The sequence below is a fragment of the Catenulispora sp. GP43 genome (genome assembly GCF_041260665.1).
In the GTDB taxonomy this organism is placed as follows: domain Bacteria; phylum Actinomycetota; class Actinomycetes; order Streptomycetales; family Catenulisporaceae; genus Catenulispora.
Map to the genome: position 1 here is coordinate 60,670 of NZ_JBGCCT010000014.1, position 25,198 is coordinate 85,867.

Genomic DNA, 25,198 nt, shown 5'->3' on the forward strand with positions numbered 1-25,198 from the left:
AGACCATATGCTGCTCATCGCCTGCCCCTACTGCGGCGAACGGGACGAGACCGAGTTCCACTACGGCGGCCAGGCGCACGTCGCCTACCCCGCGGATCCCGAGGCGCTCAGCGATGCTGAATGGGGCGAGTACCTGTTCGTGCGGGCCAATCCCAAGGGACCTTTCGCGGAGCGGTGGTCGCACGCTGCCGGGTGCCGCCGGTGGTTCAACATGCTCCGCGACACCGCCACCCACCAGATCCTGGCCGTCTACCCGGCCGGTCAGCCGTGCCCGTCGGCGGCGCAGACCGGGTCGGTGATCGCGTGACCACCTCGAACCGCCTGCCGGACGGCGGCCGCGTCGACCGTTCCTCAGTCCTCGGTTTCACTTACGACGGCGTCGAGTACAGCGGCCTGCGCGGTGACACTCTCGCCTCTGCTCTGCTCGCGAACGGGATATCGCACGTCGGTCGGAGCCAGTACCGGGACCGGCCGCGCGGAATCGCGACGGCCGGCGTCGAGGAAGCCAACGCCCTGGTTCAGATCGAGGGTCCGTGGTCGGAGCCGATGCAGTTGGCCACCACCGTCGAACTCTATGACGGCCTGGTGGCGACCAGTCTGTCGGGCCGGGGCCGTTTGGACCCGGACGTGGAGGACGTCGTCTACGACAAGAAGTACGTGCACGTAGACATCCTTGTCGTCGGCGGTGGCCCGGCCGGGCTCGCGGCCGCGGTCGCGGCCGGGCGCAGCGGAGCCCGGGTGCTCCTCGTCGACGACCAGCCGGAGCTCGGCGGATCGCTGCTCGCCGGACGGGAGACGATCAGCGGCCGGCCGGCGCTGGAGTGGGTGGACGAGGCGCAGGTGGAACTGGCCGCCATGGGTGAGGTGCGGATCCTCACCCGGTCCACCGCCATCGGGTACCACGACCAGAACTATGTGCTCGTCGTGGAACGCCGTGCTGATCACCTGGGGCCGCGGGCGACGTTCCGGACGGCCCGCCGGCGCCTGTGGCACATCCGGGCCCGGCAGGTGGTCCTGGCGACCGGCGCCCACGAGCGGCCGATGGTCTTCGCGGGCAATGACCGGCCCGGTGTCATGTCCGCGGCTGCGGTGCGCAGTTACGTGAACCGCTACGCGGTCGTTCCGGGGAGGCGGGTCGTCGTCTTCACGACTGATGATTCCGCGTATGCCACGGCTCTGGACCTGATGGCCGTCGGTGCGGTGGTGCGCGCGCTCGTCGATACGCGTCCGGAGCCGCCAGGCGACCTTGTCGCGGCCGCGCACAAGGCAGGGATCACGGTGCTGGCGGGATCGGCAGTCGTGGGGACTCGGGGGCAAGAGCGGCTGACGGCTGTCCGGATCGCCACGCTGGCCGCTGACGACTCGGTGCGCGGCCCGGTGCGCGAGCTGGAGTGCGATCTGCTCGCCGTGTCAGGGGGCTGGAACCCGGCCGTCGAGCTGTGGAGCCAGGCGCAGGGGACGGTGCGCTACGACGACGCGCTCGCCGCGTTCGTTCCAGACCGGTGTGCTCAGCAGGTGGTCGTGGCCGGGTCCGTGAACGGCGGCTACGACCTGGCCGGCTGCCTGCTCGGCGGCTTCGTCGCCGGGGCCGGTGCGGCCACCCGCGCCGGGTTCGAGGCCGCGGTCCCGCCCGCGCCGCCGTACGTCGGCGACCAGCCGCCGGCCGCGCCGCGCCCAGTATGGCTCGTGCCCGGCGAGGACGGCGACCCGTCGGTCTGGCACGAGCACTTCGTCGACCTGCAACGCGACGCCACTGTCGCGGACGTGCACCGCGCGGTCCGGGCGGGCATGCGCTCGGTCGAGCACATCAAGCGGTACACGACCATCGGCACGGCGCACGACCAGGGCAAGGCCTCCGGCGTGAGCGCCACCGGCGTCATCGCCCGGCTGCTGGGCGCCACCTCTCCGGGCGAGGTCGGGACGACCACGTTCCGCGGGCCGTACATGCCGGTGTCCTTCGCCCTGCTGGCCGGCCGTGAGCGCGGCGCGCTGTTCGACCCGGTGCGCACCACGTCCATCCATCCCTGGCACGAGCAGCACGGCGCGGTCTTCGAGAACGTCGGCCAGTGGAAGCGTCCCCGGTACTACCCGGAGCCGGGCGAGGACATGGACGCGGCGGTGTCGCGCGAATGCCGCGCGGCGCGCGGCGGCGTCGCGGTGATGGACGCCTCGACCCTCGGCAAGATCGATGTGGTCGGTCCGGACGCGGGCGTGTTCCTGGATCGCGTCTACACCAACGGATTCGCCAAGCTGGCGGTCTCCTCGGCGCGCTACGGGGTCATGTGCCGGGCCGACGGCATGGTCTTCGACGACGGCGTGACGCTGCGCCTGGCCGAGGACCACTACTTCCTGACGACGACCACGGGCAACGCCGCGGGCGTCATGGACTGGCTCGAGGAGTGGCTCCAGACCGAGTGGCCCGAGCTGCGGGTGCGGCTGACGTCGGTGACCGAGCAGTGGGCCACGGTCGCGGTGGTCGGCCCGCGCTCCCGCGAGGTCGTCGCCGTCCTCGCCCCGGACCTGGACGTCTCCAACGAGGCGTTCCCGTTCATGACGGCCCGCCAGACGGTGCTCGCCGACGGCGTGGCGGCCCGCGTCTGCCGCATCTCCTTCTCCGGCGAGCTCGCCTACGAGATCAACGTCGCGAGCTGGCACGGTGCGGCCGTCTGGGAAGCGGTGATGGCGGCCGGGGAGCCGCTGGGCATCACGCCGTACGGAACCGAGACGATGCACGTGCTGCGGGCCGAGAAGGGCTATCCGATCGTCGGCCAGGACACCGACGGCACGGTGACCCCGCAGGACCTGGGCATGGAATGGGTCGTCTCCAAGCAGAAGCACTTCATCGGCAAGCGCTCGTTCCGCCGGATCGACACCGCGCGTGCCGACCGCAGGCATCTGGTCGGGCTGCTGCCCGTGGATCCGGCGCAGCTGTTGCCGGAAGGCGCCCAACTCGTGCCGGATCCGGCGGCGGCCGAGGCCGCGGGCCCGCCGGTACACGCGCTCGGGCACGTCACCTCCAGCTACCACAGCGCGGCGCTCGGCCGGACGTTCGCCCTGGCGCTCGTCGAGGGCGGCCGCGACCGGATGGGCGAGACCGTGTACGCGCCGCTGCCCGGCGGAACGGTCGCCGCCACGATCACCGAATCAGTCCTCTACGACCCGAAGGGAACCCGCCGTGACGGTTGACAGTGTGCTGGCCGAATCCCTGCGCCGCAGCCCGCTCGGGCACCTTTCCGACTACTTCGCGCAGCGGTCGACGGGCGGCGTGCGGCTTCGCGAACTCCCGTTCCTGACCATGCTCAATCTCCAGCTCGACCCCGACGGTGCCGCCGCGGCGCGGATCGCCGCCGCGCTCGGCACGCCGCTGCCGACCGTGCCGAACACGGTCGCCGGGGCCCGTGACACGGTTGCCGATGCGGGCGATCTGCGGATCCTGTGGCTCGGCCCGACCGAGTGGCTGGTGACCGGACCGGACGGCTCGGCTGAGGACACCAGCGCACTGCTGCGGGAGGCGCTCGCCGACGAGTTCTCGTCCCTGGTGGACGTGTCCGCGAACCGGACCACGCTCGAACTGTCCGGGCCGGACGCCCGCGAGGTACTGGAGAAGGGGTGCTCGCTCGACCTGCATCCGCGGGCGTTCGGCCCGGGCAGGTGTGCACAGACGCTGCTGTCGAAGGTCAACGTGGTGCTGGACCAGACGGACTCCGAACCCGCCTACCGGCTGTTGGTGCGCGGATCCTTCGCGCAGTACCTGGCGGACTGGCTGCTGGACGCGATGGAGGAGTTCAGCATTCGATGACGTTGACCGCGAGGCCGCCGCGGGCTGTCTCCTTGTATTTGACTGACATGTCGCGGCCGGTGTCCTTCATGGTCTTGATGACCTTGTCCAGGGACACGTGGTGTCGGCCGTCGCCGCGCAGTGCCATCCGCGCTGCGGTGACGGCCTTCACGGCGGCCATGCCGTTGCGTTCGATGCATGGGATCTGGACGAGGCCGCCGATCGGGTCGCAGGTGAGGCCGAGGTTGTGTTCCATGCCGATCTCGGCGGCGTTCTCCACCTGTTCCGGGGTGCCGCCGAGGACTTCGGCCAGGCCGGCGGCGGCCATTGAGCAGGCCGAGCCGACCTCGCCCTGGCAGCCGACCTCGGCGCCGGAGATGGAGGCGTTCTCCTTGAACAGCATGCCGACGGCGCCGGCGGCCAGCAGGAAGCGGACCACGCCGTCCTCGTCGGCGTCGGGCACGAAGTTGACGTAGTAGTGCAGTACGGCCGGGATGATGCCGGCGGCGCCGTTGGTGGGGGCGGTGACGACCCGGCCGCCGGCCGCGTTCTCCTCGTTCACCGCCATCGCCCACAGCGTCGTCCACTCGGCGGCGTGCAGCTTCTTGTCCGCCTCGGCGCGCAGCGTTCTGGCGAGGCCGGGTGCGCGGCGTCGGACCTTCAGTCCGCCGGGCAGGATCCCCTCGGAGACGAGTCCCGCCGCGACGCATTCCCGCATCACGCGCCAGATCTCCAGCAGCCCGCCGCGGATCTCCTCGTCCGAACGCCAGGCACGTTCGTTCTCCAGCATCAGACCGGAGATCGACAAACCGGTGTGGCGCGTCAGTCCCAGGAGGTCGGCGCCGCTGCGGAACGGGTGCTTCACGACGGTGTCGTCCAGGACCACCCGGTCGGCGCCGGCCGCCTCCTCGTCCACGACGAAACCGCCGCCGACCGAGTAATAGGTCTTGGACAGCACGATCACGCCGTGCGCGTCGTAAGCGGTGATCTGCATGCCGTTGGCGTGGTAGGGCAACGCTTTGCGCCGGTGCAGGACCAAGTCGCGGTCCTCGACGAACTCGATCGGATGGGCGCCCAGCAGCATCAGCCGCTGTCCGGATCGGATGCGCGCCAGGTCCGGCTCGACGGCGGCGATGTCGACGGTCGCCGGCTCCCGGCCCTCCAGGCCGAGCACCACGGCCTTCGGGGTGCCGTGCCCGTGGCCGGTCGCGCCGAGGGAGCCGAACAGTTCTGCGCGGACCCTGGCGACCTCGCCGATCAGACGCTCCTGGTCGAGCCGTGCGGCGAACATCCGCGCGGCACGCATCGGCCCGACGGTGTGCGAGCTCGACGGGCCGATGCCGATCGAGAACAGGTCGAAGGTGCTGATGGCCACCGGGCGTCCCCTACAGCTGGGCGTACAGCGGGTGCTTCGCGGCCAGCGCGGTGACGCGCTCCCGGAGCCGGGCGGCGGTGGTCTCGTCGAAGCCCGGCAGGAGCGCCTCGGCGATGACGTCGGCGACCTCGCGGAAGTCGTCGGCCTGGAAGCCGCGGGTGGCCAGGGCCGGGGTGCCGATCCGCAGACCGGAGGTGACCATCGGCGGGCGCGGGTCGTTCGGGACGGCGTTGCGGTTGACGGTGATGCCGACCTCGTGGAGGCGGTCCTCGGCCTGCTGGCCGTTCAGCTCGCTGGCGCGCAGGTCGACCAGGACCAGATGCACATCGGTGCCGCCGGAGACCACTGAGACGCCGGCCGCGGCCGCGTCGTCGGCCAGCAGCCGCGCGGCCAGGATCCTGGCGCCCTCCAGGGTCCGTTCCTGGCGCTCCTTGAACTCCGGCGAGGCGGCGACTTTGAAGGCGACCGCCTTGGCGGCGATCACGTGCTCCAGTGGGCCGCCCTGTTGTCCGGGGAACACCGACGAGTTGATCTTCTTCGCCAGCTCCGCCTTGCACAGGATCACGCCGCCGCGCGGGCCGCCCAGGGTCTTGTGGGTGGTGGTCGTGACCACGTCCGCGTACGGCACCGGAGAGGGGTGCAGGCCCGCCGCGACCAGCCCGGCGAAGTGCGCCATGTCCACCATCAGGTAGGCGCCGACCTCGTCGGCGATCCGGCGGAATCCGGCGAAGTCGAGCTGCCGGGCGTGGGCGGACCAGCCGGCCACGATCAGCTTCGGCCGGTGCTCCTTGGCCAGCCGCTCCACCTCTTCGAGGTCGACCAGGCCGGTCTGCTCGTCGACGTGGTAGGCGGCGACCTTGTAGAGCCGGCCGGAGAAGTTGATCCGCATGCCGTGGGTCAGGTGCCCGCCGTGTGCGAGGTCCAGGCCCAGAATGGCGTCGCCGGGCTCGAGCAGCGCGGCCATCGCGGCGGCGTTGGCCTGCGCGCCGGAGTGCGGCTGCACGTTGGCGTGCTCGGCGCCGAACAGGGCCTTGACCCGGTCGATCGCGATCTGCTCCACGACGTCGACATGCTCGCAGCCGCCGTAGTAGCGGCGGCCGGGGTATCCCTCGGCGTACTTGTTGGTCAGGACCGATCCCTGGGCCGCCATGACGGCCACCGGGGCGAAGTTCTCCGAGGCGATCATCTCCAGGGTGTTCTGCTGGCGGTGCAGCTCGGCGTCGACGGCCGCGGCGATCTCGGGGTCGAGGGCGTGCAGGGACTGGTCCAGAACCGTCATGAAGGGATCCTTACGGCCGAGGGGAACGGGAGGAGTGTCCTGCGAAGGCGGTTGAACATCTTGGGCTGGTTCACGGCCAGCACCGCGACCTCGTGTCCGTCGCGGCGGTAGACGGCCACGAACGAGCGGCTGTCGACGTCGCCCTCGACGACCCGAGGTTCGTCGCCGGGGCTGACGTGACCGGCCAGCTGGATGCGAGCGTGGTACTGGTCGGACCAGAAGTAGGGCGGGACGGGGGGAGGCGCCGCCGAGGTTCCGGACAGCAGCGTGCGCACCGCGGTCTTGGGCTGCTCGGTCGCATGGGTCCAGTGCTCGATGCGGGAACGCCGCCCGGTGAACTGGTTCGGGCAGTTGGCGACATCGCCTACCGCCACCACGCGGGGGACGTTGGTCGCACAGCCGCTGTCGCAGACCACTCCGTCGGCCACCTCGACGCCCGAGCCGGCGAGCCAGCCGGTCGCGGGGGTGACCCCGACGCCCACCACGACGACGTCCGCAGGCAGCAGCCGGCCGTCGTCCAGCAGGACGCCCTCGACCCGGTCCGTGCCGGTGAAGCCGCGAACGCCGATGCCGCACAGCAGCCGCACCCCGTGATCGGCGTGCAGGCCGGAGCAGATCCGCCCCATCTCGCGCCCCAGGGCCCGCTCCAGGGGCACGGCCGTCGCCTCGACGATCGTGACCTCCAGGCCGAGCGCGCGGGCGGTGGAAGCGACCTCCGCGCCGATGAAGCCGGCGCCGATCACCACGAGGTGCGGTCGGCCGCTGACGAGGTCTGCGCGCAAGGCGTGCGCATCGTCCAGCGTGCGCAACGTATGGATCCCGCGCAGCCCGTCGGTGCCGGCGATAGTTCGGGGCGTGGCGCCGGTCGCGATCACCACGGCGTCGGTCTGGACCTGCCGGCCGTCGTCGAGGGTGAGCGCCGTGGCCCGCGGGTCGAGCCGGACGGCGGTCCGGCCGAGGAGCCAGCGTACGTCCAGGTCCTGATACTCCTCGGGGCTGCCGAGCGCGAGGGCGTCGGCGTCCACGTCTCCTTTGAGGAATCCCTTGGACAGCGGAGGCCGGTCGTAGGGTTCGTGGCGTTCCGCGCCGATGACGGTGAGGGAGCCGTCGAAGCCCTCGGCGCGCAGCGCGCGGACCGTGCTCAGGCCCGCGAGGGAGGCCCCGACGACGGCGACCGATCTCATGCCGGCTCGCCGACGCTGACGTGCAGGCGGATCTCTCCGTCCTCGACGGTGACCCGGTGCGTCCGCAGCGCGGCCTTGGCCGGCAGGCAGGTGGGGAGGCCGGTGCGCAGGTCGAAGGCGGAGGCGTGCAGCGGGCACTCGATGAGGCAGCCTTCCAGCCAGCCGTCGGCGAGCGAGGCGTCCTGGTGGGTGCAGGTGTCGTCGACGGCGTAGAGCTCGCCGTCGGCGTTGAATACGGCGACCGGGGCCGGCACGTCTTCGGTGACTCGGACCGCCTCGCCCGGCGGGAGGTCTTCGACGCGGCACACCGTGATCATGGGAACCTCCGGCTGTGTGAAGCGTGTAGCGTATTACACAACGCGATGCGGTATACGCAACAGATGGTCGCGGCTGCCCGGGGGGTTGTCAAGACCGGATCCGGCGGTCCGTCGGCCCGATTCCGGCTTCGCTCCGGCTTCGGAAGGCGCATAATGTTGCGTCATGGGCAACAGTGAGCAGTCCCCGGTGCAGTCCGTCGACCGGGCGGTGACCATCCTGGAGCTGCTGGCGCGTCAGGGGGATACGGGAGTCACCGAGATCGCCGCGGAGCTCGGGGTGCACAAGTCCACGGCGTTCCGGCTGGCCGCCGCCCTGGAGATGCGCGGACTCGTGGAGCAGCCGGGGGAGCGCGGCAAGTACCGGCTCGGGCTGGGCCTGGTCCGGCTCGCGGGCGCCGCGACGGTGCGGATGGACCTGACCCAGCAGAGCCGTCCGGTCAGCGAACGCCTGGCCGCCGAGGTCGCGGAGACCATCAACCTGGCGATCCTCGACTCGGACGCGGCCGTCAACATCGACCAGGTGCTCGGTCCGTCGGCGATCACGACCCACAACTGGGTCGGCCAGCGCACCCCGCTGCACGCCACCTCCAGCGGCAAGGTGCTGTTGGCGTACCTGCCCGCCCCGGCGATCGAGGCCCGCCTGGCCGCTCCGTTGGCGCGTTTCACGCCGCGCACCGTGACGGACGTCAAGGCTCTGCGCGTGGAGCTGGAGCGTGTCAGGGCGGACGGATACGCCTGCACCGTCGAGGAGTTGGAGGAGGGGCTCAACGCCGTGGCGGCCCCGGTCCTGGCCGACAACGGTCAGGTCCTGGCCGCGATCAGCGTCTCCGGGCCCTCGTTCCGGCTCACCGAGGAACGGCTGGCGCAGGCCGCCGACGCGGTGCGGGCCGCCGCCGCCGAGATCTCGGCGCGGCTCGGTCACGTCGCAGGGAGCTGATTCCACCGCCACGCCCCGGACGCTGCGGGGCGGCGGGGCCGGATGGATCCGGCGCCCGCCGCACTTCGGTCCTCGGCGGCGTTGCGCGCTCTCAGGCCGTGTCGAGGACCAGACCGTCGTGGCCGCCGTCGTGGCCGTCGCCGGAGACCTGCGGCCTGGGGTGACCGGTGACCCGGCGGTATCGCAGGTAGAGCCCGGCGCCGACCGCGACGATCACGGCGGTGAAGACGATCGCGCCCCACTGGTAGTACCAGTGGTCGCTGCCGTAGACGGCCGCCCGCGGCCAGGCGAGGTTGACGGTCATCGCCGCGCCGTAGAGCACCGCGACGAGGTTCGTCAGCACGCCCCAGCGCCCGAGGTTGAAGTACGGCCCGTGGTCGCCCCGCGGCCACTCCCCGCGCAGCCGGCGCAGCAGCATCGGCCCGGTGACCATCAGGTAGGGGATGTAGAACAGGATGATGGCCACCGAGGTCAGGATGTAGAAGACCCGTTGGTTGCCGATGTTGACCAGCAGCAGCGCGATGGTGAGGACGCCGGTGAGCAGCGCCGGCACCACCGGCGTCTTGGAGCGCGGCGAGACCTTGGCGATGGCGTGGCCGAACGGGAGCCGGCCGTCGCGGGCCATGGAGAACAGCAGCCGGATGGCGGCGGTCTGCACGGCCAGACAGCACACGGTGATGGCGATGGCGGAGCAGACCAGGAAGACATCGCCGAGGCCGTTGCCGAGCGTGGACTTCACCAGGTAGGGCATGCCCAGGGTGCCGAGCTCCGGGGCCTTGATGTTGCCCACCGCCATCATGCCCACGAGCATCAGGAGCCCGCCGGCGAGGAAGGCGGCGGTCAGGGCGCGCAGGATGGCGCGCGGGGCGTGCCGGCGCGGCTCGGTGGTCTCCTCGGCGAGGGTGCCCGCGGTGTCGAAGCCGTAGAAGACGTAGGCGCTCATGATCGAGGCCACCAGGAACGCGCCGAGGTAGCCCCAGGAGTGGCCGGACCCGGTGCTCTGGGCGTGCAGGACGATCTGCGGTCCGCGGTGGATGTGGATGGCCAGCATGACGATCAGCAGCGTCACGGCGGTCAGCTCGACCGCCACGCCGATGTTGTTGATCTTCGCCATCAGCTTCACGCCCACGATGTTCACGATCGTCGTGAACACCACCAGGCCCAGGGCGAGCAGGATCGCGTTCTTGGCGCCGTTCGGCGTGGCGGTCTGCCCGGCGTCGGCCGAGCCCCCGAAGACCTCGAAGGCGAGCGAGACCTGCGGCAGGATGATCTGGTAGGCCACGGCGACCGCGGCGGCGGTGACGACCGCCCCGACCGCCATGATCCAGCCGGACATCCACGAGGTGATGGGCCGGGCGATCTGCTTGGACCACTGGTACACCCCGCCGGCGAGCGGGAACTGGCCGGCCATCTCGGCGAAGCACAGGGCGACGCAGAGCTGTCCGATGAAGACCAGCGGCCAGGTCCAGATCATGGCCGGCCCGCCGGCGGCGAAGCCGAAGCCGAACAGCTGGAACACGCCGGTCATGATCGAGATGTAGCTGAATCCGGCGGCGAAGCTCGAGAAGGAGCCCAGGGAGCGGTGCAGCTCCTGGCGGTAGCCGAAGCGGGCGAGGTCGGTGCTGTCGTCGGCCGTCGGGGCGGGTGGGGCGGAACTGGTGGATCCCGGATTGCTCATCGGATACCTCCGAGGTAGCCCCGGCCTTCGGGCCGGGGAGGAATCGGAATTCCTGCGTTGCGGGTCAGGGGGCGGCCGGTTCGCCGTCGGGTGAAGCAGCGTGGTGTTGTCAGTGCGCGCCGGTAGGTTCGAGGTATGTCCCGGTTCCGGCTATATCCGACCCCCGTTCAAGAAGCGGTATTGGCTGGGCACTGCGCACATGCGCGTCTCGTGTGGAACCTGGCTGTTGAGCAGGTTTCGCACTGGCGTCCGGGCCGGAAGTCTGCGCCCGGGTATGTGGCGCAAGCACGGCAGTTGACTGAGGCGCGGGCTGACAATCGGTGGCTTGCTGCCGGATCACAGACCGTGCAGCAGCAGCCATTGCGGGATTTCGCGCAGGCCATGGCCGACTTCTTTGCCGGGACGCACCACAAGCCGACGTGGCGCAAGAACATCAAGGCCATGACCGCCTCGGCCAAGGGCACTGTCGAGGAGCCGGGCAGGAACGTCAGACAAAAGGCCGGCCTGAACGGGGGCATCCTGGCCGCGGGCTGGGGTCTGCTCGCCAGGCGTCTGGAGCAGAAGGCTCCTGGCCGGGTGGTGATCGTGAAAGCGGCGTACACCAGCGTGACATGTCAGGTGTGCGGCCGGGTGGACAAGGACTCGCGCAAGAGCCAAGCCGAGTTCGTGTGCACCGGCTGCGGACACACCTGCCATGCCGACATCAACGCCGCACTCAACATCCGAGACCGCGCCCTCGGGCGCGAACCCGCGGCCGGACGGGCCGTGGCTGCGCGAGGAGGCGCCCTGGTGGGGGAGCCGGTGAATCGCGAACCTCAACTCGTATCCACCTCCTAACCGGACTGGAAGGGTTGGAATCCCCTGGGGTTCATGCAGGGGAGGACGTCAAGGTCACTCCTTGCTCGCGGAGGGAACGGGATGATGGGCATCGCTGGGGCCGCCGGAGCGTCCTCAGCCTGCGAACCAGCGCTGCGGCGCGGGGTCCAGGGTGCGCCAGATGTGCTTCGTCTCCTGATATTCGCGCAGTCCGGCGGGGCCGAGTTCGCGGCCCGTGCCCGACTGCTTGAACCCGCCCCACTCGGCTTGTGGCACGTAGGGGTGGTAGTCGTTGATCCAGACGGTGCCCAGGCGCAGCCGGGACGCGATCCGTTCGCCGCGTGCGGTGTCCTGGGTCCACACCGCGCCGGCCAGGCCGTACGGGGTGTCGTTGGCCAGCGCCACGGCTTCGTCCTCGTCGTCGAACAGCTCGACGGTGAGGACCGGGCCGAACACCTCCTCGCGCACCACCGCCATGTCGGCGCGGCATTCGTCGAGCACGGTGGGCCGCAGGAAGAAGCCGGCCTGGAGTTCCGGTTCGGTGGGCCGGACACCTCCGGCGCGGAGCACCGCGCCCTCCGCCAGCGCCCCGGCGATGTAGCGCTCGACCTTGTCCCGGTGCGCCGCCGAGATCAGCGGCCCGGACTCGGTGCCCTCGGCGCATCCGTCGCCGATCCGGATGAGATCGGCGCGGCGGGCGAGCTCGGCGGTGAACTCGGCGTGCAGGCTGCGGTGCAGCAGCAGCCGTGAGCCCGCCGAGCACACCTGGCCGGAGTGCAGGAACGCCGCGGTGAGGGCGAAGTCGACCGCGGTGTCCAGATCCGCGTCGGGGAAGACGATGTTCGGGTTCTTGCCGCCGAGTTCGAGCGCGACCTTCTTCACGGTGTCGGCCGCCGCGCGCATCACCGAACGGCCGCTGACCCCGCCGCCGGTGAAGGAGACCAGATCCACCTCGGGGTGTCCGGCCAGCGCCGCGCCCACTGCGCCACCCCCGAGGACGAGGTCGGCTGTGCCGCGCGGCGCTCCGGCCTTCTCCAGCAGGACCTGCAGGAGCTCGAACAGGCGGATCGTGGTCAGCGGCGTCAGCTCGCTGGGTTTGGCCACCACCGTGTTGCCGGCGGCCAGGGCGGGGGCGAGCTTCCAGGAGATCTGCAACAGCGGGTAGTTCCACGGGGTTATCAGCGCGCAGACGCCGACGGGCTCGTGGACTACGCGACTTTGCGTACCCGGACGTCCGGTGTCGACGGTGCGTCCGGCGTCGGTGGCCGACAGCGCCGCGTAGTAGCGGAGGACGGCGGTGGTGTCGTCGACGTCGAAGCGGCTCTCGGCCAACGTCTTGCCGGTGTCGAGGGTCTCCAGGCGGACGAACTCGTCACGGTGTTCCTGGAGCGCGTCGGCCAGGCCCGTGAGGACGTCCGCCCGGTGGGCCACGGGGGCGTGGGACCACGAGCCGTCGTCGAACGCGGCGCGCGCGGCGAGTACCGCACGGTCCACGTCGTCGGTGGAGGCTTCGGCGACGGTGGCGATGACGGACGCGTCGTAGGGGTTGATGATCTCGCGTGTACCGCTTTCTGTCACCAGGGAACGCCTCCTTAGGTGAGTTGCGCTATGTGATACGAGCACCTTCATGCGCAACGGTTGCGAGGAGTATGTAAGCGGTCACCACCCCTGTCAAGGGCGGGAAGCGGCATCGGCGGACGAGTCTTGACAGCTCCCGTGCCTGGCTTCAGTCTGTTCCCTATTACGCATTGCTCTGCGCAATGTGCAACTCCGCAACTCAGGTACTCCCTCTTGAGAGGACGGTTCCGTTGCCAGTCCAACCCAAAGTCGTGATCATCGGTGCCGGGATCGTGGGCTGCGCGCTGAGCGACGAGCTCACCGTGCGCGGCTGGACCGACGTCGTCGTGCTGGAGCAGGGCCCGCTGTTCGCCACCGGCGGATCGAGTTCGCACGCCCCCGGCCTCGTCTTCCAGACCAACGCCTCCAAGACCATGACGGAGTTCGCCTCCTACACCGTCGAGAAGTACTCGTCGCTGAGCCTCGACGGCCAGTGGTGCTTCCGGCAGGTGGGCGGCCTCGAAGTCGCCACCACGCCGGAGCGCTTGGCGGAGCTGAAGCGCAGGCACGGGTTCGCGTCCTCCTGGGGCGTCCAGAGCGCGCTGCTCGATCCCGAGGAATGCGTCGCCCTGCACTCGCTGCTCGACCCGGACCAGATCCTCGGCGGCTACCACGTGCCCACCGACGGACTGGCCAAGGCGCTGCGGGCCGGTGAGGCGCAGGCCCGGCGGGCGATCGACCGGGGCGCCCGGTTCCTGCCGCATCACACCGTCACCGGCATCGAGTCGGCGAACGGCCGCGTCACCGGAGTCGTCACCGACCACGGCGTCTTCGCCGCTGATGTAGTCGTCTCCTGTGCCGGGTTCTGGGGGCCGAAGGTCGGCCGGCTGGCCGGCGTGACCGTCCCGCTGGTGCCGCTGGCGCACCAGTACGCGAAGACCACGCCGGTGGCCGCGCTGGCCGGGGTCAACACGGAGTCGCTGGAAGCCTCCAAGCCGATCCTGCGGCACCAAGACCGCGACCTCTACTACCGCGAGCACGGCGACCGGATCGGCATCGGCTCCTATGCGCACCGGCCGATGCCCGTCGATCTCGACGACGTCGCACATCCTGGTGACGTCCCGCACTCCGACGACGGAGCGCCGGTCATGCCGTCCATGCTGCCGTTCACCCAAGAGGACTTCGAGCAGTCCTGGGCCGACAGCAAGACCCTGCTCCCGGCCCTGGCGGGAGCCAAGCTGGAGGAGGGGTTCAACGGCATCTTCTCCTTCACCGCCGACGGGTTCCCGTTGATGGGGGAGGCGCCCGAACTGCGCGGCTTCTGGCTCGCCGAGGCGGTGTGGGTGACCCACTCCGCGGGCGTCGCCAAGGCGATGGCCGAGTGGCTGATCGAGGGCACCCCGCGGACCGACGTCCACGAGTGCGATGTCAACCGCTTCGAGCCGATGCAGCTGACTCCGGCCTACGTCCACCAGCGGGCCTGCCAGAACTTCGTCGAGGTCTACGACATCATCCACCCGCTCCAGCCCATGGAAGAGCCGCGTCCGCTGCGGTTGAGCCCCTTCCACGCCCGCCAGCGCGAGCTCGGCGCGTACTTCCTGGAGGCCTCGGGATGGGAGCGACCGCACTGGTACGAGGCCAACAGCGGGCTTCTCGAGGTCGCCGGCATCCCCGGCCGCGGGGAATGGGCCGCGCGCTACTGGTCACCCATCGCCGGCGCCGAGGCCCTGGCCACCCGTGAGCGTGTCGCGCTGTTCGACATGACGGCGCTGAAACGGCTGGAGGTCTCCGGACCCGGCGCACTCGACCTGCTGCAGCGGCTGACCACCAACCAGCTCGACAAGCCGGTCGGGTCGGTCACCTACACGCTGCTGCTCGACGAGACCGGCGGGATCCGCAGCGACCTGACAGTCGCACGCCTCGCCGAGGACACCTTCCAGATCGGCGCCAACGGCAACCTCGACCTCGACTGGCTCTCCCGGGCCCTCGGCGCGGACGGCGTGGACAGTTCTCACGGCTCGACTCGCGTCCGCGACATCACCGCCGGCACCTGCTGCCTCGGCGTCTGGGGTCCGCTCGCCCGCGACCTGGTGCAGCCGCTCACCGACGCGGACTTCTCCCACAAGGGATTCGGTTACTTCAAAGCCAAGCACGCGTACCTCGGCCATGTGCCGGTGACCGCCATGCGCCTGTCCTACGTCGGCGAACTCGGCTGGGAGCTGTATACGACTGCTGACATGGGCGCCAAGCTGTGGGACACGCTCTGGGAGGCGGGACAGGAGCTCGGCATCCTCGCCGCCGGACGCAGCGCCTTCAACAGCATGCGCCTGGAGAAGGGCTACCGCTCGTGGGGCACCGACATGACCGCCGAGCACAACCCGTACGAGGCCGGACTCGGCTTCGCGGTCCGCATGGACAAGGGTGACTTCGTCGGACGCGAGGCGCTCGTCGGCGTCTCCGAACAGACGGTGTCCCGGCGCTTGAGCGCTCTGCTGCTCGACGATCCGCAGGCGGTCGTGATGGGCAAGGAACCGGTGTACGTCGACGGCGCTCCGGTCGGGTACGTCACCAGCGCAGCCTACGGATACAGCATCGGCGCCTCCGTCGCCTACGCCTGGCTGCCCCGGACCGCCGCCGTGGCCGGTACCAGGGTCTCGGTCGAGTACTTCGGCGAACAGCTGCCGGCCACCGTCGCCGAGGAGCCCTTGTTCGATCCGGCGATGGCCCGCATTCGCCGTTGATGTCGTCCTTCCGCGAGTCCTTCCGAAGAAAGGCACTTTGCAGTGACCGCGACTGAGCTTCCCCCGAGCCTGATCCCCACCCTGCCGGGCTCCTCCTACACCGACCCGCTGGTCTTCGCGCTGGAGCAGGAGAAGATCTTCGAGCGGATGTGGTTCTGCGCCGTCCGCGCCTCAGACGTGGACCGGCCGGGCCGGTTCCAGACCGTGCAGGTCGGCCGGGAGAGCGTGCTGGTCTCCAGGTCCCGGGACGGCGGCGTCAAGGCGTTCCTGAACATCTGCCGGCATCGCGGCGCGCGCCTGTGCACCGAGGAGAGCGGCGAGGTCAAGCGGGCTTTCCAGTGCCCCTACCACGCCTGGACCTACGGCCTGGACGGCAAGCTCATCGCCGCGCCGAACCTGACGAGCATGCCGGACATCGACCGCACGGCGTACGGCCTGCTGCCGGTGCATGTGCGGGAGTGGCTCGGCTACGTCTGGGTGTGCCTGGCCGAGGAGCCGCCGTCGTTCGAGGACCACGTGGTCGCGGCGGCCACCGAGCGGCTCGGCGACGCCGCGGCCATCGAGCGGTACCAGGTCGGGGAACTCGCGGTGGGACGCCGGATCCGCTACGAGGTCAAGGCCAACTGGAAGCTCATCGTCGAGAACTTCATGGAGTGCTACCACTGCGCGACCATCCACCCCGAACTCACCGAGGTGCTCCCGGAGTTCGCCGACGGCTACGCCGCCCAGTACTACGTCGGGCACGGCGCGGAGTTCGCCGGTGAGGTGCGGGGCTTCACGGTCGACGGCAGCGAGGGGGCGGATCGCATCCCGACCATCTCCGAGGACCAGGACCGCCGGTACTACGCGATCACGGTCAAGCCGCAGGTCTTCATCAACCTCGTCCCGGACCACGTGATCGTCCATCGCATGTACCCGCTGGCGGCCGATCACACGGTCGTCGACTGCGACTGGCTCTTCCTGCCCGGCGTCGTCGAGTCGGGGCACGACGTCAGCCGCTCGGTGGAGCTGTTCCACCGGGTCAACGTGCAGGACTTCGAGGCCTGCGAGCGCTGTCAGCCCGCGATGGACTCCCGGGCCTACCGCTCCGGCGGGGTGCTGGTGCCGAGCGAGCACCACATCGCGGCGTTCCACGAGTGGGTCGGCGATCAGCTGCGGGGCTGACCCGGACGCGCGATCCGGCAGCGGTCCACTCCTCGACATGAAAGGTCTGTTCCATGGCTCAGAAGGTCAACGGCGTCGTCGCCGCCGGCAAGGGCGCCCCGGTCCGCATCGAGACGGTCGTCGTCCCGGACCCCGGTCCCGGTGAGGCGGTGGTCAGGGTCCAGGCCTGCGGCGTGTGCCACACCGACCTGCACTACCGGGAGGGCGGCATCAATGACGACTTCCCGTTCCTGCTGGGCCACGAGGCCGCCGGTCTGGTGGAGGCGGTCGGCGAGGGCGTGACCGAGGTGGCGCCCGGCGACTTCGTGATCCTCAACTGGCGCGCGGTGTGCGGCCGGTGCCGGGCCTGCCTGCGCGGGCGGCCCTGGTACTGCTTCGACACGCACAACGCGAAGCAGAAGATGACCCTTGAGGACGGGACCGAACTCTCCCCGGCGCTGGGCATCGGCGCGTTCGCCGAGAAGACGCTCGTGGCGGCCGGCCAGTGCACGAAGGTGGACCCGTCCGCCTCCCCGGCTGCCGCGGGCCTGCTGGGCTGCGGGGTGATGGCCGGCCTCGGCGCCGCGATCAACACCGGCGGCGTCACCCGCGGCGACACGGTCGCGGTGATCGGCTGCGGCGGCGTCGGCGCGGCCGCGGTCGCCGGCGCCCGGCTGGCCGGCGCGTCGAAGATCATCGCCACGGACCTGGACCCCCGCAAACTCGACGGCGCGCGCAAGCTCGGCGCCACCCACACCGTCGAGGCGTCCGCAACCGACGCGGTCGCGGCGATCCGCGAGCTGACCGGCGGATTCGGCGCCGACGTCGTCATCGACGCGGTCGGCCGCCCGGAGACCTACCGGCAGGCGTTCTACGCCCGCGACCTGGCCGGCACGGTGGTCCTGGTGGGCGTGCCGACCCCGGAGATGACGCTCGAACTGCCGCTGCTGGACGTCTTCGGGCGCGGCGGGGCGCTGAAGTCCTCCTGGTACGGCGACTGCCTGCCCAGCCGCGACTTCCCGATCCTGATCGACCTGTACCTGCAGGGGCGCCTGGACCTGGACGCCTTCGTCAGCGAGACGATCCGGCTGGAGGACGTCGAGGAATCGTTCGCGCGGATGCACCGCGGCGAGGTGCTGCGCTCGGTGGTGGTCTTCCCGTGATCGAGCTTGGACACGCCGGCCTCACGAGGTGTCGGCGGCGTCCGCATTTCCCGCGGCTGGTTCTGGAGAACCTGGTCGTCCCGCTAGGCTGCTTCGCGAGTGGACAGAACGGTTGGGGTTGTTAACCTATGGATTCGATCGCACACCACTCTGCTCACCCGGATCGGATTGATGTCGATATTCACGAATGCTCTGACCTGGCCGTTCTTGACATCGGACGTCAAGCTTCGGCTGCGGCACCAGCGCCTCGACGCCGCCGCGGGTAAGCGTGCGGGATGGGCGCTGGAGGTCCCGGATGTCGCCGTGAAGCTGGTCAAGGCTGTGGACGACCCCTGCAAACCTGGGCGCGATCCCGGCATGCGGCTCGTTCCCGTCTCGTCCAGCGCGAAATATCCGCCTCGCTACTCCAACTCGCCGTTCGCCGCCTGGTACAGCCACGGCGCGATCGAGTGGGACCATCACCGTGTCACGGTCACCGGCACCAGGGGTTCCGCGGCGTGGGCCCCCGATGCCGGCGGATTGCGACGGGGGTTCGACGCCGTCGAGGTCTTCCAAGCCGGCCGCCGGCCGACGGGCTCCGGCAACTGCCTGGCCCGAGTGGCCGCCATCGCGACCGTCGGCCTCGCCGGCCACGGACTCCGGCGCATCGTGTTTCTCGACGCCGAGACGCGAGACCTGGGCTGGATTCCGGCGTCCTACTTCAAGGAGGAAGACGTAATCGAGTTCGCTCGAGCTGTCGGCATCGCCTACCGCAGTTACGCCTTCACCCTCGCGGGCTTCTCCGCAACGCAGGTGTGGCCTCCGGCGTTGTGCGATGCGCTTTTCACGCCGTCGGCACGACGAGTGAAGTTCGTCGGTGACGAACTCGATATGGGCAACGACTGGGTCAGCTGAACGGAGCCCATCGAAAGGTTCTGGTGGGCTATTCAGGAAGCTGGCTGCCGACTGCGGCGGCGGAGACGGTCTCGTAGATCGACAGCGGCTCCGGGAAGGTGTGACTGAGCAGGCCGATGATCAGTAGCTGCTGGGCACGGACACCGGCCAGTCGCGCCCAGCCTCCGTGACGGGTCGCGAGGTCCGAGATCTGCCACAGCGAAGAGAGTCCCCAGGAGTCGGCGAAGGTCACGGCTCCCATGTCGAAGATGAGGCGTGGGCCGGCCTCGCAGAGCAAGCTGACCAGTGTGGGCAAGGCGGCCTCGCTCGTGGTGAGGTCGAGCTCGCCGGTGAGGGAGACCACGGTGTAGCCGTCGCGCTTGGTGATGCGGACGTGCAGCAGCTCGCCCTTTTCGGGACGGAATCGCGGCAGCCCGATCGTCTCGGCCTGCCGCCGGGGACCGGGGATGAAGGCACGGCGCGGAGCGGGAAGCGCGAGGCTCGGACACTTAGTGGTGAGAGTGGTTGTCATGGCCGGAACTCCAGTGCTTGGTCTAGCGGATGTCTGACAGCCGGGGCGTATCAGTGGTGTGCGCCGAGGGTGTCGGGGCGCCGTCGGGGGCGGGGGATTTTTCCGAGGCTCTCGTCGTCGTATTCGATGACGAGTTCGTTGACGGTTGCTTTGAGGCTGTACGGCAGTTCGGGGTGGAGGCCCCGCAGGCTCTGCTGGATCAGCTGCTTGGCGGCGTGTTCGGGCAAGAGCGGATGCCATGCCGCCGGCGCCGGTTCGTGCTCACCCTGCTGTTCGGTTTGGTGCTTCAACCGCTGCCACTCTTCGCGCCAGTAGCGCGCATCGTGCCGGTCGCCGTTGGACTCGTAGTGCAGGTGCAGGCACTGGGCCGCCTCAGGGATGCCGCTGCCCGCGGCGAACTGCCACAGGAACTGGGCGCCTTCGTCGCGCCCGATCAGGTGGAGCAGGCAGGCGAATATCAGGGCGTCGTCCGGTTCGGCGTGGTCGGTCACGCCGAGTTGGGAAAGTGAGGCCGCGGCCTGCGGTGTGTTCAGGACCAGAGCGGAGATCAGGTCGAGTTCCTGGCGGGCGTCTTTGTCGGGGCCGGCATGGGCGCAGTGACACACGACCTCGCCTCGGCGACCGCGTGCGGCGGCCCTGGCGATACGTTCAGCCGCTGTCGGAGCCTGGCTGGGATCGTAGTCGGGCAGGATGAGTGCGTCGGCCAGCAACGCCTCGACGGGGTCGGACTCACCGGAGGTGTTCACAGTTCACGCCTCGGCTCTGACCAGGTGCGGGCCCAGCTCCTCGGCGATGCGCTTCTTCGCGAGGCTCACGTGAGCACGTACGGTGCCCTCGGGTACGCCGAGCATCGAGGCGATCCTGCTGTCCTCATAGCCCACGACGTAGCGCAGGATGATCGAGTGGCGTTGGCGCTCGGGAAGGTGGGATATCGCGCTGAACAGGCCGATCGATTCTTCCAGCTCTGCGAACCAATCACTGCTGCGCGCCAGCGCCCGCCGAACGGCCTGCTCGAAGGAGGCGGTACCGACGAACGCCGAATCGGTGCCGTGCTCGTCGAGCCAGTGGGCGATGGTGGCCTTGAGGACCTTCCAGGCGTGCTCGGCTGCCTTCTCGGCCGGCTGCAGGTCGTGCCAGTATGTGGCGATGTGGAGGGTGAGGCCGTCGATGATCTGCTCGGCCGTCTCCCTGCACCCGGTCTCAGCGTAGGCGTAGCGGATCCATTCGACCTGGTGCCTCCCGTAGAAGGCCTCGAACAACCGGTCGGTGCTCACTCGCAGCGCGGGCGCCACCCGGTAGGCGGATGACTGGTTCAGGCCCTGATCGCCGGGGTTCATATTCCTGACCCTCCGATCTCGGACGGCTCGGTGCCGTACGTGATCCGGACGGTGCCGACGACCCCGCGGTGAGCGAGTTGCTCCTCGGCGCCGATGCGCACGCCCGCCGAGAGCAGGCGCCGGACGATGGTCCACAGGTCGGCGCTGCCGATGCGAACGACCACCATCGCGGCGAGGAGGTGCTCGATATCAATGGTCATGGCTCTTGGTGTCCTCATGGGCACAGGCAGCGGACGAGACCGACTGCGGCGCGTGATCACTGAGTTGCTCAGTGCTCTGATTCCATCAGATGGAGTGCCACTTTGTTGAAGACAAGGTTTAAGAATCTTGACCCGGGTTTCGCGTGCCGGCGGACCTGCGCGGTCGAGGCGGCAGATCCTAAGCGCCGGCCGCCGGGATCGCGTTGTCGATGAGGACGGCGGCGATGGCGGCGGCGGTGGGGAAGCACTCGCTGTTGAGCACCCGGGTACGGGCCGAGGCGCCGTCGAGGAGCAGAGCCAGTTGTTCGCCGAGCTCTTCGGGGTTGGTGGCGCCGGCTTCGCGGGCGGTCTCGGTCAGGCGCGCGGCGACGGCCTTCTTGTAGTCGCGGGCGACCTGGGACGCCGGGTGCTCCGGGTCGTGCATCTCGACGGCGGCATCGATGTAAGGGCACAGCGGTGTGGGCTCCTGCGTGCCGGAGGCGGGTACCTCGAACGCGGCGAGGAGCCGTTCGCGCGGCGTGAGGTCGGTGCGGTCGAACGCCGCGGACATGACGCCGGGATCGAAGCGGCGCAGGTACTCCGTCACCAGTTCGTCCTTGCCGGGGAAGTGCTGGTAGGCGGTGCGCTTCGACACCTGGGCCACCGCGCAGAGCTGGTCCATGCCGGTGCCGTTGATGCCCTGCTCGCGGAACAGCTGCTGGGACGCGCCGAGGATGCGTTCGCGCGCACCCCGGCCGCGGCGCCGGCCCTGGGGGCCCTTCTCCAATTCGGTCATCTCTCTCACTCCTCCTGCCCCAGGATAGCCCAGGCGGGTACCGATCGGTGTACATAGCTTGCGGGCCGGCCGAGGGTCCGTTACGTTAACTACACAGAGCGGTTTACATAACGTGCGGGCTGTTCCGCGGCCCGTCATCTCAGCCATCTCGATGGAGCGATCATGGGAAAGCTCGACGGCAAGGTAGCCGTGGTCACAGGTGGATCGACCGGCCTGGCGCTGGCCGGCGCCAAGCTGTTCGTGGAGGAAGGGGCCCACGTCTTCATCATGGGCCGGCGGCAGGATGCGCTGGACGAGGCCGTCAAGGTGATCGGCCGGAACGTGACCGCGGTGCGCGGCGACGCGGCCGACCTCGGCGACCTGGACCGGCTGTACGACACGGTCAAGCGCGAGAAGGGCGCGATCGACGTGCTCTGGGCGAGCGCCGGAACGGGCGTGGAGGGCAATCTCGGCGAGATCACCGAGGCGCAGTTCGATGCCACCTTCGCGCTGAACGCCCGCGGCACGCTGTTCACCGTCCAGAAGGCGTTGCCGCTGTTCAACGACGGCGGCTCGATCTTCATGACCGGGTCGAGCGCCTCACTTAGGGGCTACCCCGGATGGAGCGTGTACTCGGGGAGCAAGGCCGTGCAGCAGGCCTTCGCCCGCGTGTGGCTGGCCGAACTGCGGGACCGGCGGATCCGGGTGAACGTGCTGACCCCGGGCCAGGTCGCCACCGCGAAGCAGGAGGAACTGTTCGACGAGGCGACGAAGCGGCAGTTCGAGTCCCTGATTCCGCGCGGACAGATGGGCCGTCCCGAGGAGATCGCGACGGTCGCGCTGTTCCTCGCCTCGGACGACTCCAGCTACGTGAACGGGATGGAGTTGGCCGCCGACGGCGGCACCACGGCGATCTGAGCGGGATGTGAGCGGAAGCTCGGGACGCTCAGAAGCGCTTGGGGGACAACGAAAGGGACATATCCATGAGCAGCATCAGCATCAGCATCATCGGAACCGGCAACATGGCGCGCACCCTCGGCACCCTGGCCCTGGCCGGCGGCAACACCGTCGAGATCCTGGGCCGCAGTCAGGCCAAGGCCGCCGACCTGGCCAAGAGCCTCGGCGACGGAGCCACGGTGGGGGATTGGGGTACCGTCCCGGCCGGGGACATCGTCATCGTGGCCTTGTTGTCGGGCGACGTCGCCCCGGTCGTGGCCCAGTACGCGGACGCCCTCGCCGGCAAGGTGATCGTCGACATCAGTAATCCCTTCAACGCCGGTGCCGACGGACTGTCCTACGCCGGGGAAACCTCGATCGCGCAGGAGGCCGCCAATGTGGCCCCGGCCGACGCCAGCGTTGTGAAGGCGTTCAACACCGTCTTCGGCCATGTCCTCGAGAAGGGCGACAAGCCAGACGTCTTCCTCGCCGGCGACGACGCGTCAGCCAAGGCGGCCGTGGCGGCGTTCATCGAGAGCATCGGGCTGCGGCCGCTGGACGTCGGCGGCCTCACCATGGCGCACTGGCTCGAGGGAGCGGGCTTGCTCACGATGGGCCTCGCCCGCAATGGGGTGGGGCACTGGGAGTTCGCTCTTGGCGTCGCGGAATTCTGAGAGTTGGTGAACGTCAGGATACGGAGAAGCCATCGCAGGAGACGTAGTAGGCCTCGCCGTCGCTGTGGACGTGGAACCACAGGATGACGTAGTTCCCGGCGTAGTCGGTCCCCGCCGGGAGATTCCCGGCACCGGGCGCGCTGAGCGTGGGCGTGAAGTCCTTGGGGAAGGTGGTGTACGCCCAGTCGGTGCCTATCGGCTGAGCCTTGTCGTTCCACCGGTAGACCACAGCGTTGCCGTTGAAGCTCGGCGGGGGGAGGACTTCGGCGGCCATGTAGTACGGGGCGCCTGGGTTCGGGTTCTTGCTCCGGAAGCCGACGGTGGCCGGTGCGCCGGACGCGATCGGCTGGCGGTCGACGGAGCTCTGGAAGCCGAAGGAGTCCGGCAGGGCTTCTTCGCGGGCGGGGCTGTTCTCGCACTGGTGCGTCCGCGGGTTCCACACGATTGAGGTCTCGACGCCCTGGGTGCCCGGGCGGTCGCGCAGGAACGTGGTCGGCGGTGCGGTGCTCGTCGACGACGGGGTCGTGGTGGAGGCGGTGCCGGCCGTGGTCGTGGTGCCGACTGCGGTTGTGGTGCCGGTCGTGCCACCGGCCGTGGTCGTGGTGCCGGACGTGCTGCTGATCTTGATCGCGGCGGGCGAGCCGCCGGCCGTGGGCGTCGACGGCAGGCCGCTCGCGCCGTGAGGCGTGTGGTCGGAGGCGTTCGGGAAGTACTCCACCGCCAGTGCGACCGCGACGACCGCGACGGCTGAGATGGCCGAGACGAGGGTCGTCGTACGCTTGCGGGCGCGTCGCGGAGCCGCTTCGGCGTCGGACGCGGTCGGTGGGAGCAGGCCCATCTCGGTGGCGGTCGGTACGTCCTGCGGTGCGGTGTCGGCGATCGCCGCCAGGCTTTCGTAGAAGCCGGCGACGATCGGGGCGTCGTCGGCCGACGCCTGGCCGTCGACCTCGGCCAGCAACTCGGCGGCGCTCGGCCGGGCCGTCGGGTCCTTGGCCGTGTACCTGGTGATCAGGTCGGCGAGGGACGGCTCGACGCCGACGGTGTCGGCGGGGTCCTCGACGCTGCGGAACATGATCGCGTGCGGGTCGCCGACCCCGAACGGCGGACGGCCGGTCGCGGCGTAGGCGAGCATCGCGCCCAGGGCGAAGACGTCGGCCGCCGGGCTCGGCACGCCGCCGCGCACGATCTCCGGCGCCAGGTACCCCGGCGTCCCGACCGCGCTGCCGGTGCGGGTCAGCGCGGTCTGGTCGCCGGTGCGGGCTATCCCGAAGTCGATCAGCCGAGGGCCCGACGGCGACAGGACGACGTTGTTCGGCTTCAAGTCACGGTGCAGAACGCCCTGGGCGTGCACGTCGGCGACCGCCGCGGCCAGCCCGGCGGCCAGATGCCGTACCGCCCCCGGCGGCATCGCGCCGAACCGCGCCACCGCCGCGGCCAGCGTCGGGCCGGGCACGTATTCGGTGGCCAGCCAGATCGGCCTGCCGGTCAGGTCGGCGTCCTCCAACGCGGCGGTCCACCGGCTGCGCACCCGTCCGACGGCCTCCACCTCGTGCCGGAACCGGGCCATCGCCTCGCCGCTGTCGAAACCGCCCCGCACGATCTTGACCGCGACCTGCCGGCCGTCGGGCGTCAGCGCCAGGAAGACCTCGCCCATGCCTCCCGAGCCGAGCCTGGCCAGCAACTGGAACCGGGCGATCTTGCGGGGGTCTGCGGGCAGCAGCGGTTCCAAGGTCCCTCCTCCGTTGTGGCGGAGTCAGGATAGCGATCACTCGGGCGACGTTCGAACGGGTGTCTCAGTGGGCGACCTTACTGTGATGCGGAGGCGGGGGATGCGCGGTCAGAAAGGCCGAGAGCCGGCCTGTACGCGAACCGTGAACGTGTCATGCGGGTCATGCGCCCGTTCGGGCCGTGCAAGGCAGAGAGC

General features: G+C 70.0%; 23 protein-coding genes. 11 read left to right on the forward strand and 12 right to left on the reverse strand.

From position 1 onward, the window contains the following. Positions 1–7 precede the first annotated feature (7 nt). From ABH926_RS26975 to ABH926_RS26985, 3 genes are read left to right on the forward strand one after another with little or no spacing between them, the layout of a single operon-like run. Positions 8–307 carry a sarcosine oxidase subunit delta gene (locus ABH926_RS26975; protein ID WP_370368577.1) on the forward strand — a complete coding sequence of 100 codons (300 nt, stop codon included), beginning with the start codon at positions 8–10 and terminating at the stop codon, positions 305–307. Further along, a complete protein-coding gene (locus tag ABH926_RS26980) occupies positions 304–3,186 on the forward strand; it encodes a sarcosine oxidase subunit alpha family protein (RefSeq protein WP_370368578.1) in 2,883 nt (960 codons plus the stop codon). Before ABH926_RS26975 ends, ABH926_RS26980 begins: the two co-directional genes overlap by 4 nt. After that, the gene (locus ABH926_RS26985) at positions 3,176–3,799 is read left to right on the forward strand and encodes a sarcosine oxidase subunit gamma (protein WP_370368579.1); all 624 of its coding nucleotides are present in this window, start codon (positions 3,176–3,178) and stop codon (positions 3,797–3,799) included. Before ABH926_RS26980 ends, ABH926_RS26985 begins: the two co-directional genes overlap by 11 nt. Here the strand turns inward: ABH926_RS26985 and ABH926_RS26990 are convergent. Genes ABH926_RS26990 through ABH926_RS27005 form a run of 4 tightly spaced genes read right to left on the reverse strand, consistent with a single transcriptional unit; the run spans position 3,786 to position 7,933 of the window. Further along, the gene (locus ABH926_RS26990) at positions 3,786–5,153 is read right to left on the reverse strand and encodes an L-serine ammonia-lyase (protein WP_370368580.1); all 1,368 of its coding nucleotides are present in this window, start codon (positions 5,151–5,153) and stop codon (positions 3,786–3,788) included. The two genes, ABH926_RS26985 and ABH926_RS26990, sit on opposite strands and share 14 nt — an antisense overlap. A 10-nt stretch (positions 5,154–5,163) precedes the next feature. Next, positions 5,164–6,432: a serine hydroxymethyltransferase gene (glyA, locus tag ABH926_RS26995; RefSeq protein ID WP_370368581.1), complete on the reverse strand. Its 1,269-nt coding sequence runs from the start codon at positions 6,430–6,432 to the stop codon at positions 5,164–5,166. Further along, positions 6,429–7,616 carry an NAD(P)/FAD-dependent oxidoreductase gene (locus tag ABH926_RS27000; protein WP_370368582.1) on the reverse strand — a complete coding sequence of 396 codons (1,188 nt, stop codon included), beginning with the start codon at positions 7,614–7,616 and terminating at the stop codon, positions 6,429–6,431. The genes glyA and ABH926_RS27000 overlap by 4 nt, the downstream gene beginning before the upstream one ends. Next, complete coding sequence (locus tag ABH926_RS27005; protein WP_370368583.1) at positions 7,613–7,933, reverse strand: bifunctional 3-phenylpropionate/cinnamic acid dioxygenase ferredoxin subunit; 321 nt, start codon at positions 7,931–7,933, stop codon at positions 7,613–7,615. The genes ABH926_RS27000 and ABH926_RS27005 overlap by 4 nt, the downstream gene beginning before the upstream one ends. 163 nt (positions 7,934–8,096) lie before the next feature. Here ABH926_RS27005 and ABH926_RS27010 point away from each other — a divergent pair, with 163 nt between their 5' ends. Then, the gene (locus tag ABH926_RS27010) at positions 8,097–8,870 is read left to right on the forward strand and encodes an IclR family transcriptional regulator (RefSeq protein WP_370368584.1); all 774 of its coding nucleotides are present in this window, start codon (positions 8,097–8,099) and stop codon (positions 8,868–8,870) included. Positions 8,871–8,961: 91 nt separating this feature from the next. On the opposite strand, the gene ABH926_RS27015 is transcribed toward ABH926_RS27010, so the two are convergent. Then, positions 8,962–10,548: an amino acid permease gene (locus ABH926_RS27015; protein WP_370368585.1), complete on the reverse strand. Its 1,587-nt coding sequence runs from the start codon at positions 10,546–10,548 to the stop codon at positions 8,962–8,964. A 135-nt stretch (positions 10,549–10,683) separates the two neighbouring features. On the opposite strand from ABH926_RS27015, the gene ABH926_RS27020 reads away from it, so the two are divergent. Beyond that, on the forward strand, positions 10,684–11,385 hold the full coding sequence (locus tag ABH926_RS27020; RefSeq protein WP_370368586.1) for an RNA-guided endonuclease InsQ/TnpB family protein: 702 nt from the start codon (positions 10,684–10,686) through the stop codon (positions 11,383–11,385). Between the two features lie 114 nt (positions 11,386–11,499). On the opposite strand, the gene ABH926_RS27025 is transcribed toward ABH926_RS27020, so the two are convergent. Beyond that, positions 11,500–12,993, reverse strand: a complete 1,494-nt coding sequence (locus ABH926_RS27025) for an aldehyde dehydrogenase family protein (RefSeq protein ID WP_370368588.1) — start codon at positions 12,991–12,993, stop codon at positions 11,500–11,502. Positions 12,994–13,172: 179 nt separating this feature from the next. On the opposite strand from ABH926_RS27025, the gene ABH926_RS27030 reads away from it, so the two are divergent. From ABH926_RS27030 to ABH926_RS27045, 4 genes are all read left to right on the forward strand, one after another. Next, on the forward strand, positions 13,173–15,662 hold the full coding sequence (locus ABH926_RS27030) for an FAD-dependent oxidoreductase (protein WP_370368589.1): 2,490 nt from the start codon (positions 13,173–13,175) through the stop codon (positions 15,660–15,662). A gap of 42 nt (positions 15,663–15,704) precedes the next feature. After that, a complete protein-coding gene (locus tag ABH926_RS27035; protein WP_370368590.1) occupies positions 15,705–16,826 on the forward strand; it encodes an aromatic ring-hydroxylating dioxygenase subunit alpha in 1,122 nt (373 codons plus the stop codon). 53 nt (positions 16,827–16,879) lie between these two features. Continuing rightward, entirely contained in the window at positions 16,880–17,968 is a 1,089-nt protein-coding gene (locus tag ABH926_RS27040) for an S-(hydroxymethyl)mycothiol dehydrogenase (RefSeq protein WP_370368591.1), read from the forward strand. 99 nt (positions 17,969–18,067) lie between these two features. Next, complete coding sequence (locus ABH926_RS27045) at positions 18,068–18,862, forward strand: hypothetical protein (RefSeq protein WP_370368593.1); 795 nt, start codon at positions 18,068–18,070, stop codon at positions 18,860–18,862. 28 nt (positions 18,863–18,890) lie between these two features. On the opposite strand, the gene ABH926_RS27050 is transcribed toward ABH926_RS27045, so the two are convergent. From ABH926_RS27050 to ABH926_RS27070, 5 genes are all read right to left on the reverse strand, one after another. Next, entirely contained in the window at positions 18,891–19,373 is a 483-nt protein-coding gene (locus tag ABH926_RS27050; RefSeq protein ID WP_370368594.1) for an STAS domain-containing protein, read from the reverse strand. 50 nt (positions 19,374–19,423) lie between these two features. After that, on the reverse strand, positions 19,424–20,119 hold the full coding sequence (locus ABH926_RS27055; protein ID WP_370368595.1) for a hypothetical protein: 696 nt from the start codon (positions 20,117–20,119) through the stop codon (positions 19,424–19,426). 3 nt (positions 20,120–20,122) lie between these two features. Further along, a complete protein-coding gene (locus tag ABH926_RS27060) occupies positions 20,123–20,710 on the reverse strand; it encodes an RNA polymerase sigma factor (RefSeq protein WP_370368597.1) in 588 nt (195 codons plus the stop codon). Then, positions 20,707–20,910 carry a hypothetical protein gene (locus tag ABH926_RS27065; protein ID WP_370368598.1) on the reverse strand — a complete coding sequence of 68 codons (204 nt, stop codon included), beginning with the start codon at positions 20,908–20,910 and terminating at the stop codon, positions 20,707–20,709. Before ABH926_RS27065 ends, ABH926_RS27060 begins: the two co-directional genes overlap by 4 nt. A gap of 178 nt (positions 20,911–21,088) precedes the next feature. After that, entirely contained in the window at positions 21,089–21,685 is a 597-nt protein-coding gene (locus ABH926_RS27070; protein ID WP_370368599.1) for a TetR/AcrR family transcriptional regulator, read from the reverse strand. Between the two features lie 162 nt (positions 21,686–21,847). Between ABH926_RS27070 and ABH926_RS27075 the strand changes: the two genes are divergently transcribed. Together ABH926_RS27075 and ABH926_RS27080 are read left to right on the forward strand one after the other, a co-directional pair. Then, positions 21,848–22,582: an SDR family NAD(P)-dependent oxidoreductase gene (locus ABH926_RS27075; protein WP_370368601.1), complete on the forward strand. Its 735-nt coding sequence runs from the start codon at positions 21,848–21,850 to the stop codon at positions 22,580–22,582. Positions 22,583–22,647: 65 nt separating this feature from the next. After that, complete coding sequence (locus ABH926_RS27080; RefSeq protein WP_370368602.1) at positions 22,648–23,274, forward strand: NADPH-dependent F420 reductase; 627 nt, start codon at positions 22,648–22,650, stop codon at positions 23,272–23,274. Between the two features lie 13 nt (positions 23,275–23,287). Here ABH926_RS27080 and ABH926_RS27085 read toward each other — a convergent pair whose 3' ends face one another. Further along, positions 23,288–25,003, reverse strand: a complete 1,716-nt coding sequence (locus tag ABH926_RS27085) for a serine/threonine-protein kinase (RefSeq protein WP_370368603.1) — start codon at positions 25,001–25,003, stop codon at positions 23,288–23,290. Between the last annotated feature and the right edge of the window lie 195 nt (positions 25,004–25,198).

Excerpts from the sequence above, each read along its gene's own strand:
- ABH926_RS26975 (WP_370368577.1), top strand. The coding sequence starts at position 8 with ATGCTGCTCATCGCCTGCCCCTACTGCGGCGAACGGGACGAGACCGAG.
- glyA (WP_370368581.1), bottom strand. The coding sequence starts at position 6,432 with ATGACGGTTCTGGACCAGTCCCTGCACGCCCTCGACCCCGAGATCGCC.
- ABH926_RS27000 (WP_370368582.1), bottom strand. The coding sequence starts at position 7,616 with ATGAGATCGGTCGCCGTCGTCGGGGCCTCCCTCGCGGGCCTGAGCACG.
- ABH926_RS27005 (WP_370368583.1), bottom strand. The coding sequence starts at position 7,933 with ATGATCACGGTGTGCCGCGTCGAAGACCTCCCGCCGGGCGAGGCGGTC.
- ABH926_RS27010 (WP_370368584.1), top strand. The coding sequence starts at position 8,097 with ATGGGCAACAGTGAGCAGTCCCCGGTGCAGTCCGTCGACCGGGCGGTG.
- ABH926_RS27015 (WP_370368585.1), bottom strand. The coding sequence starts at position 10,548 with ATGAGCAATCCGGGATCCACCAGTTCCGCCCCACCCGCCCCGACGGCC.
- ABH926_RS27020 (WP_370368586.1), top strand. The coding sequence starts at position 10,684 with ATGTCCCGGTTCCGGCTATATCCGACCCCCGTTCAAGAAGCGGTATTG.
- ABH926_RS27025 (WP_370368588.1), bottom strand. The coding sequence starts at position 12,993 with ATGAAGGTGCTCGTATCACATAGCGCAACTCACCTAAGGAGGCGTTCC.
- ABH926_RS27040 (WP_370368591.1), top strand. The coding sequence starts at position 16,880 with ATGGCTCAGAAGGTCAACGGCGTCGTCGCCGCCGGCAAGGGCGCCCCG.
- ABH926_RS27050 (WP_370368594.1), bottom strand. The coding sequence starts at position 19,373 with ATGACAACCACTCTCACCACTAAGTGTCCGAGCCTCGCGCTTCCCGCT.
- ABH926_RS27060 (WP_370368597.1), bottom strand. The coding sequence starts at position 20,710 with ATGAACCCCGGCGATCAGGGCCTGAACCAGTCATCCGCCTACCGGGTG.
- ABH926_RS27065 (WP_370368598.1), bottom strand. The coding sequence starts at position 20,910 with ATGACCATTGATATCGAGCACCTCCTCGCCGCGATGGTGGTCGTTCGC.
- ABH926_RS27070 (WP_370368599.1), bottom strand. The coding sequence starts at position 21,685 with ATGACCGAATTGGAGAAGGGCCCCCAGGGCCGGCGCCGCGGCCGGGGT.
- ABH926_RS27075 (WP_370368601.1), top strand. The coding sequence starts at position 21,848 with ATGGGAAAGCTCGACGGCAAGGTAGCCGTGGTCACAGGTGGATCGACC.
- ABH926_RS27080 (WP_370368602.1), top strand. The coding sequence starts at position 22,648 with ATGAGCAGCATCAGCATCAGCATCATCGGAACCGGCAACATGGCGCGC.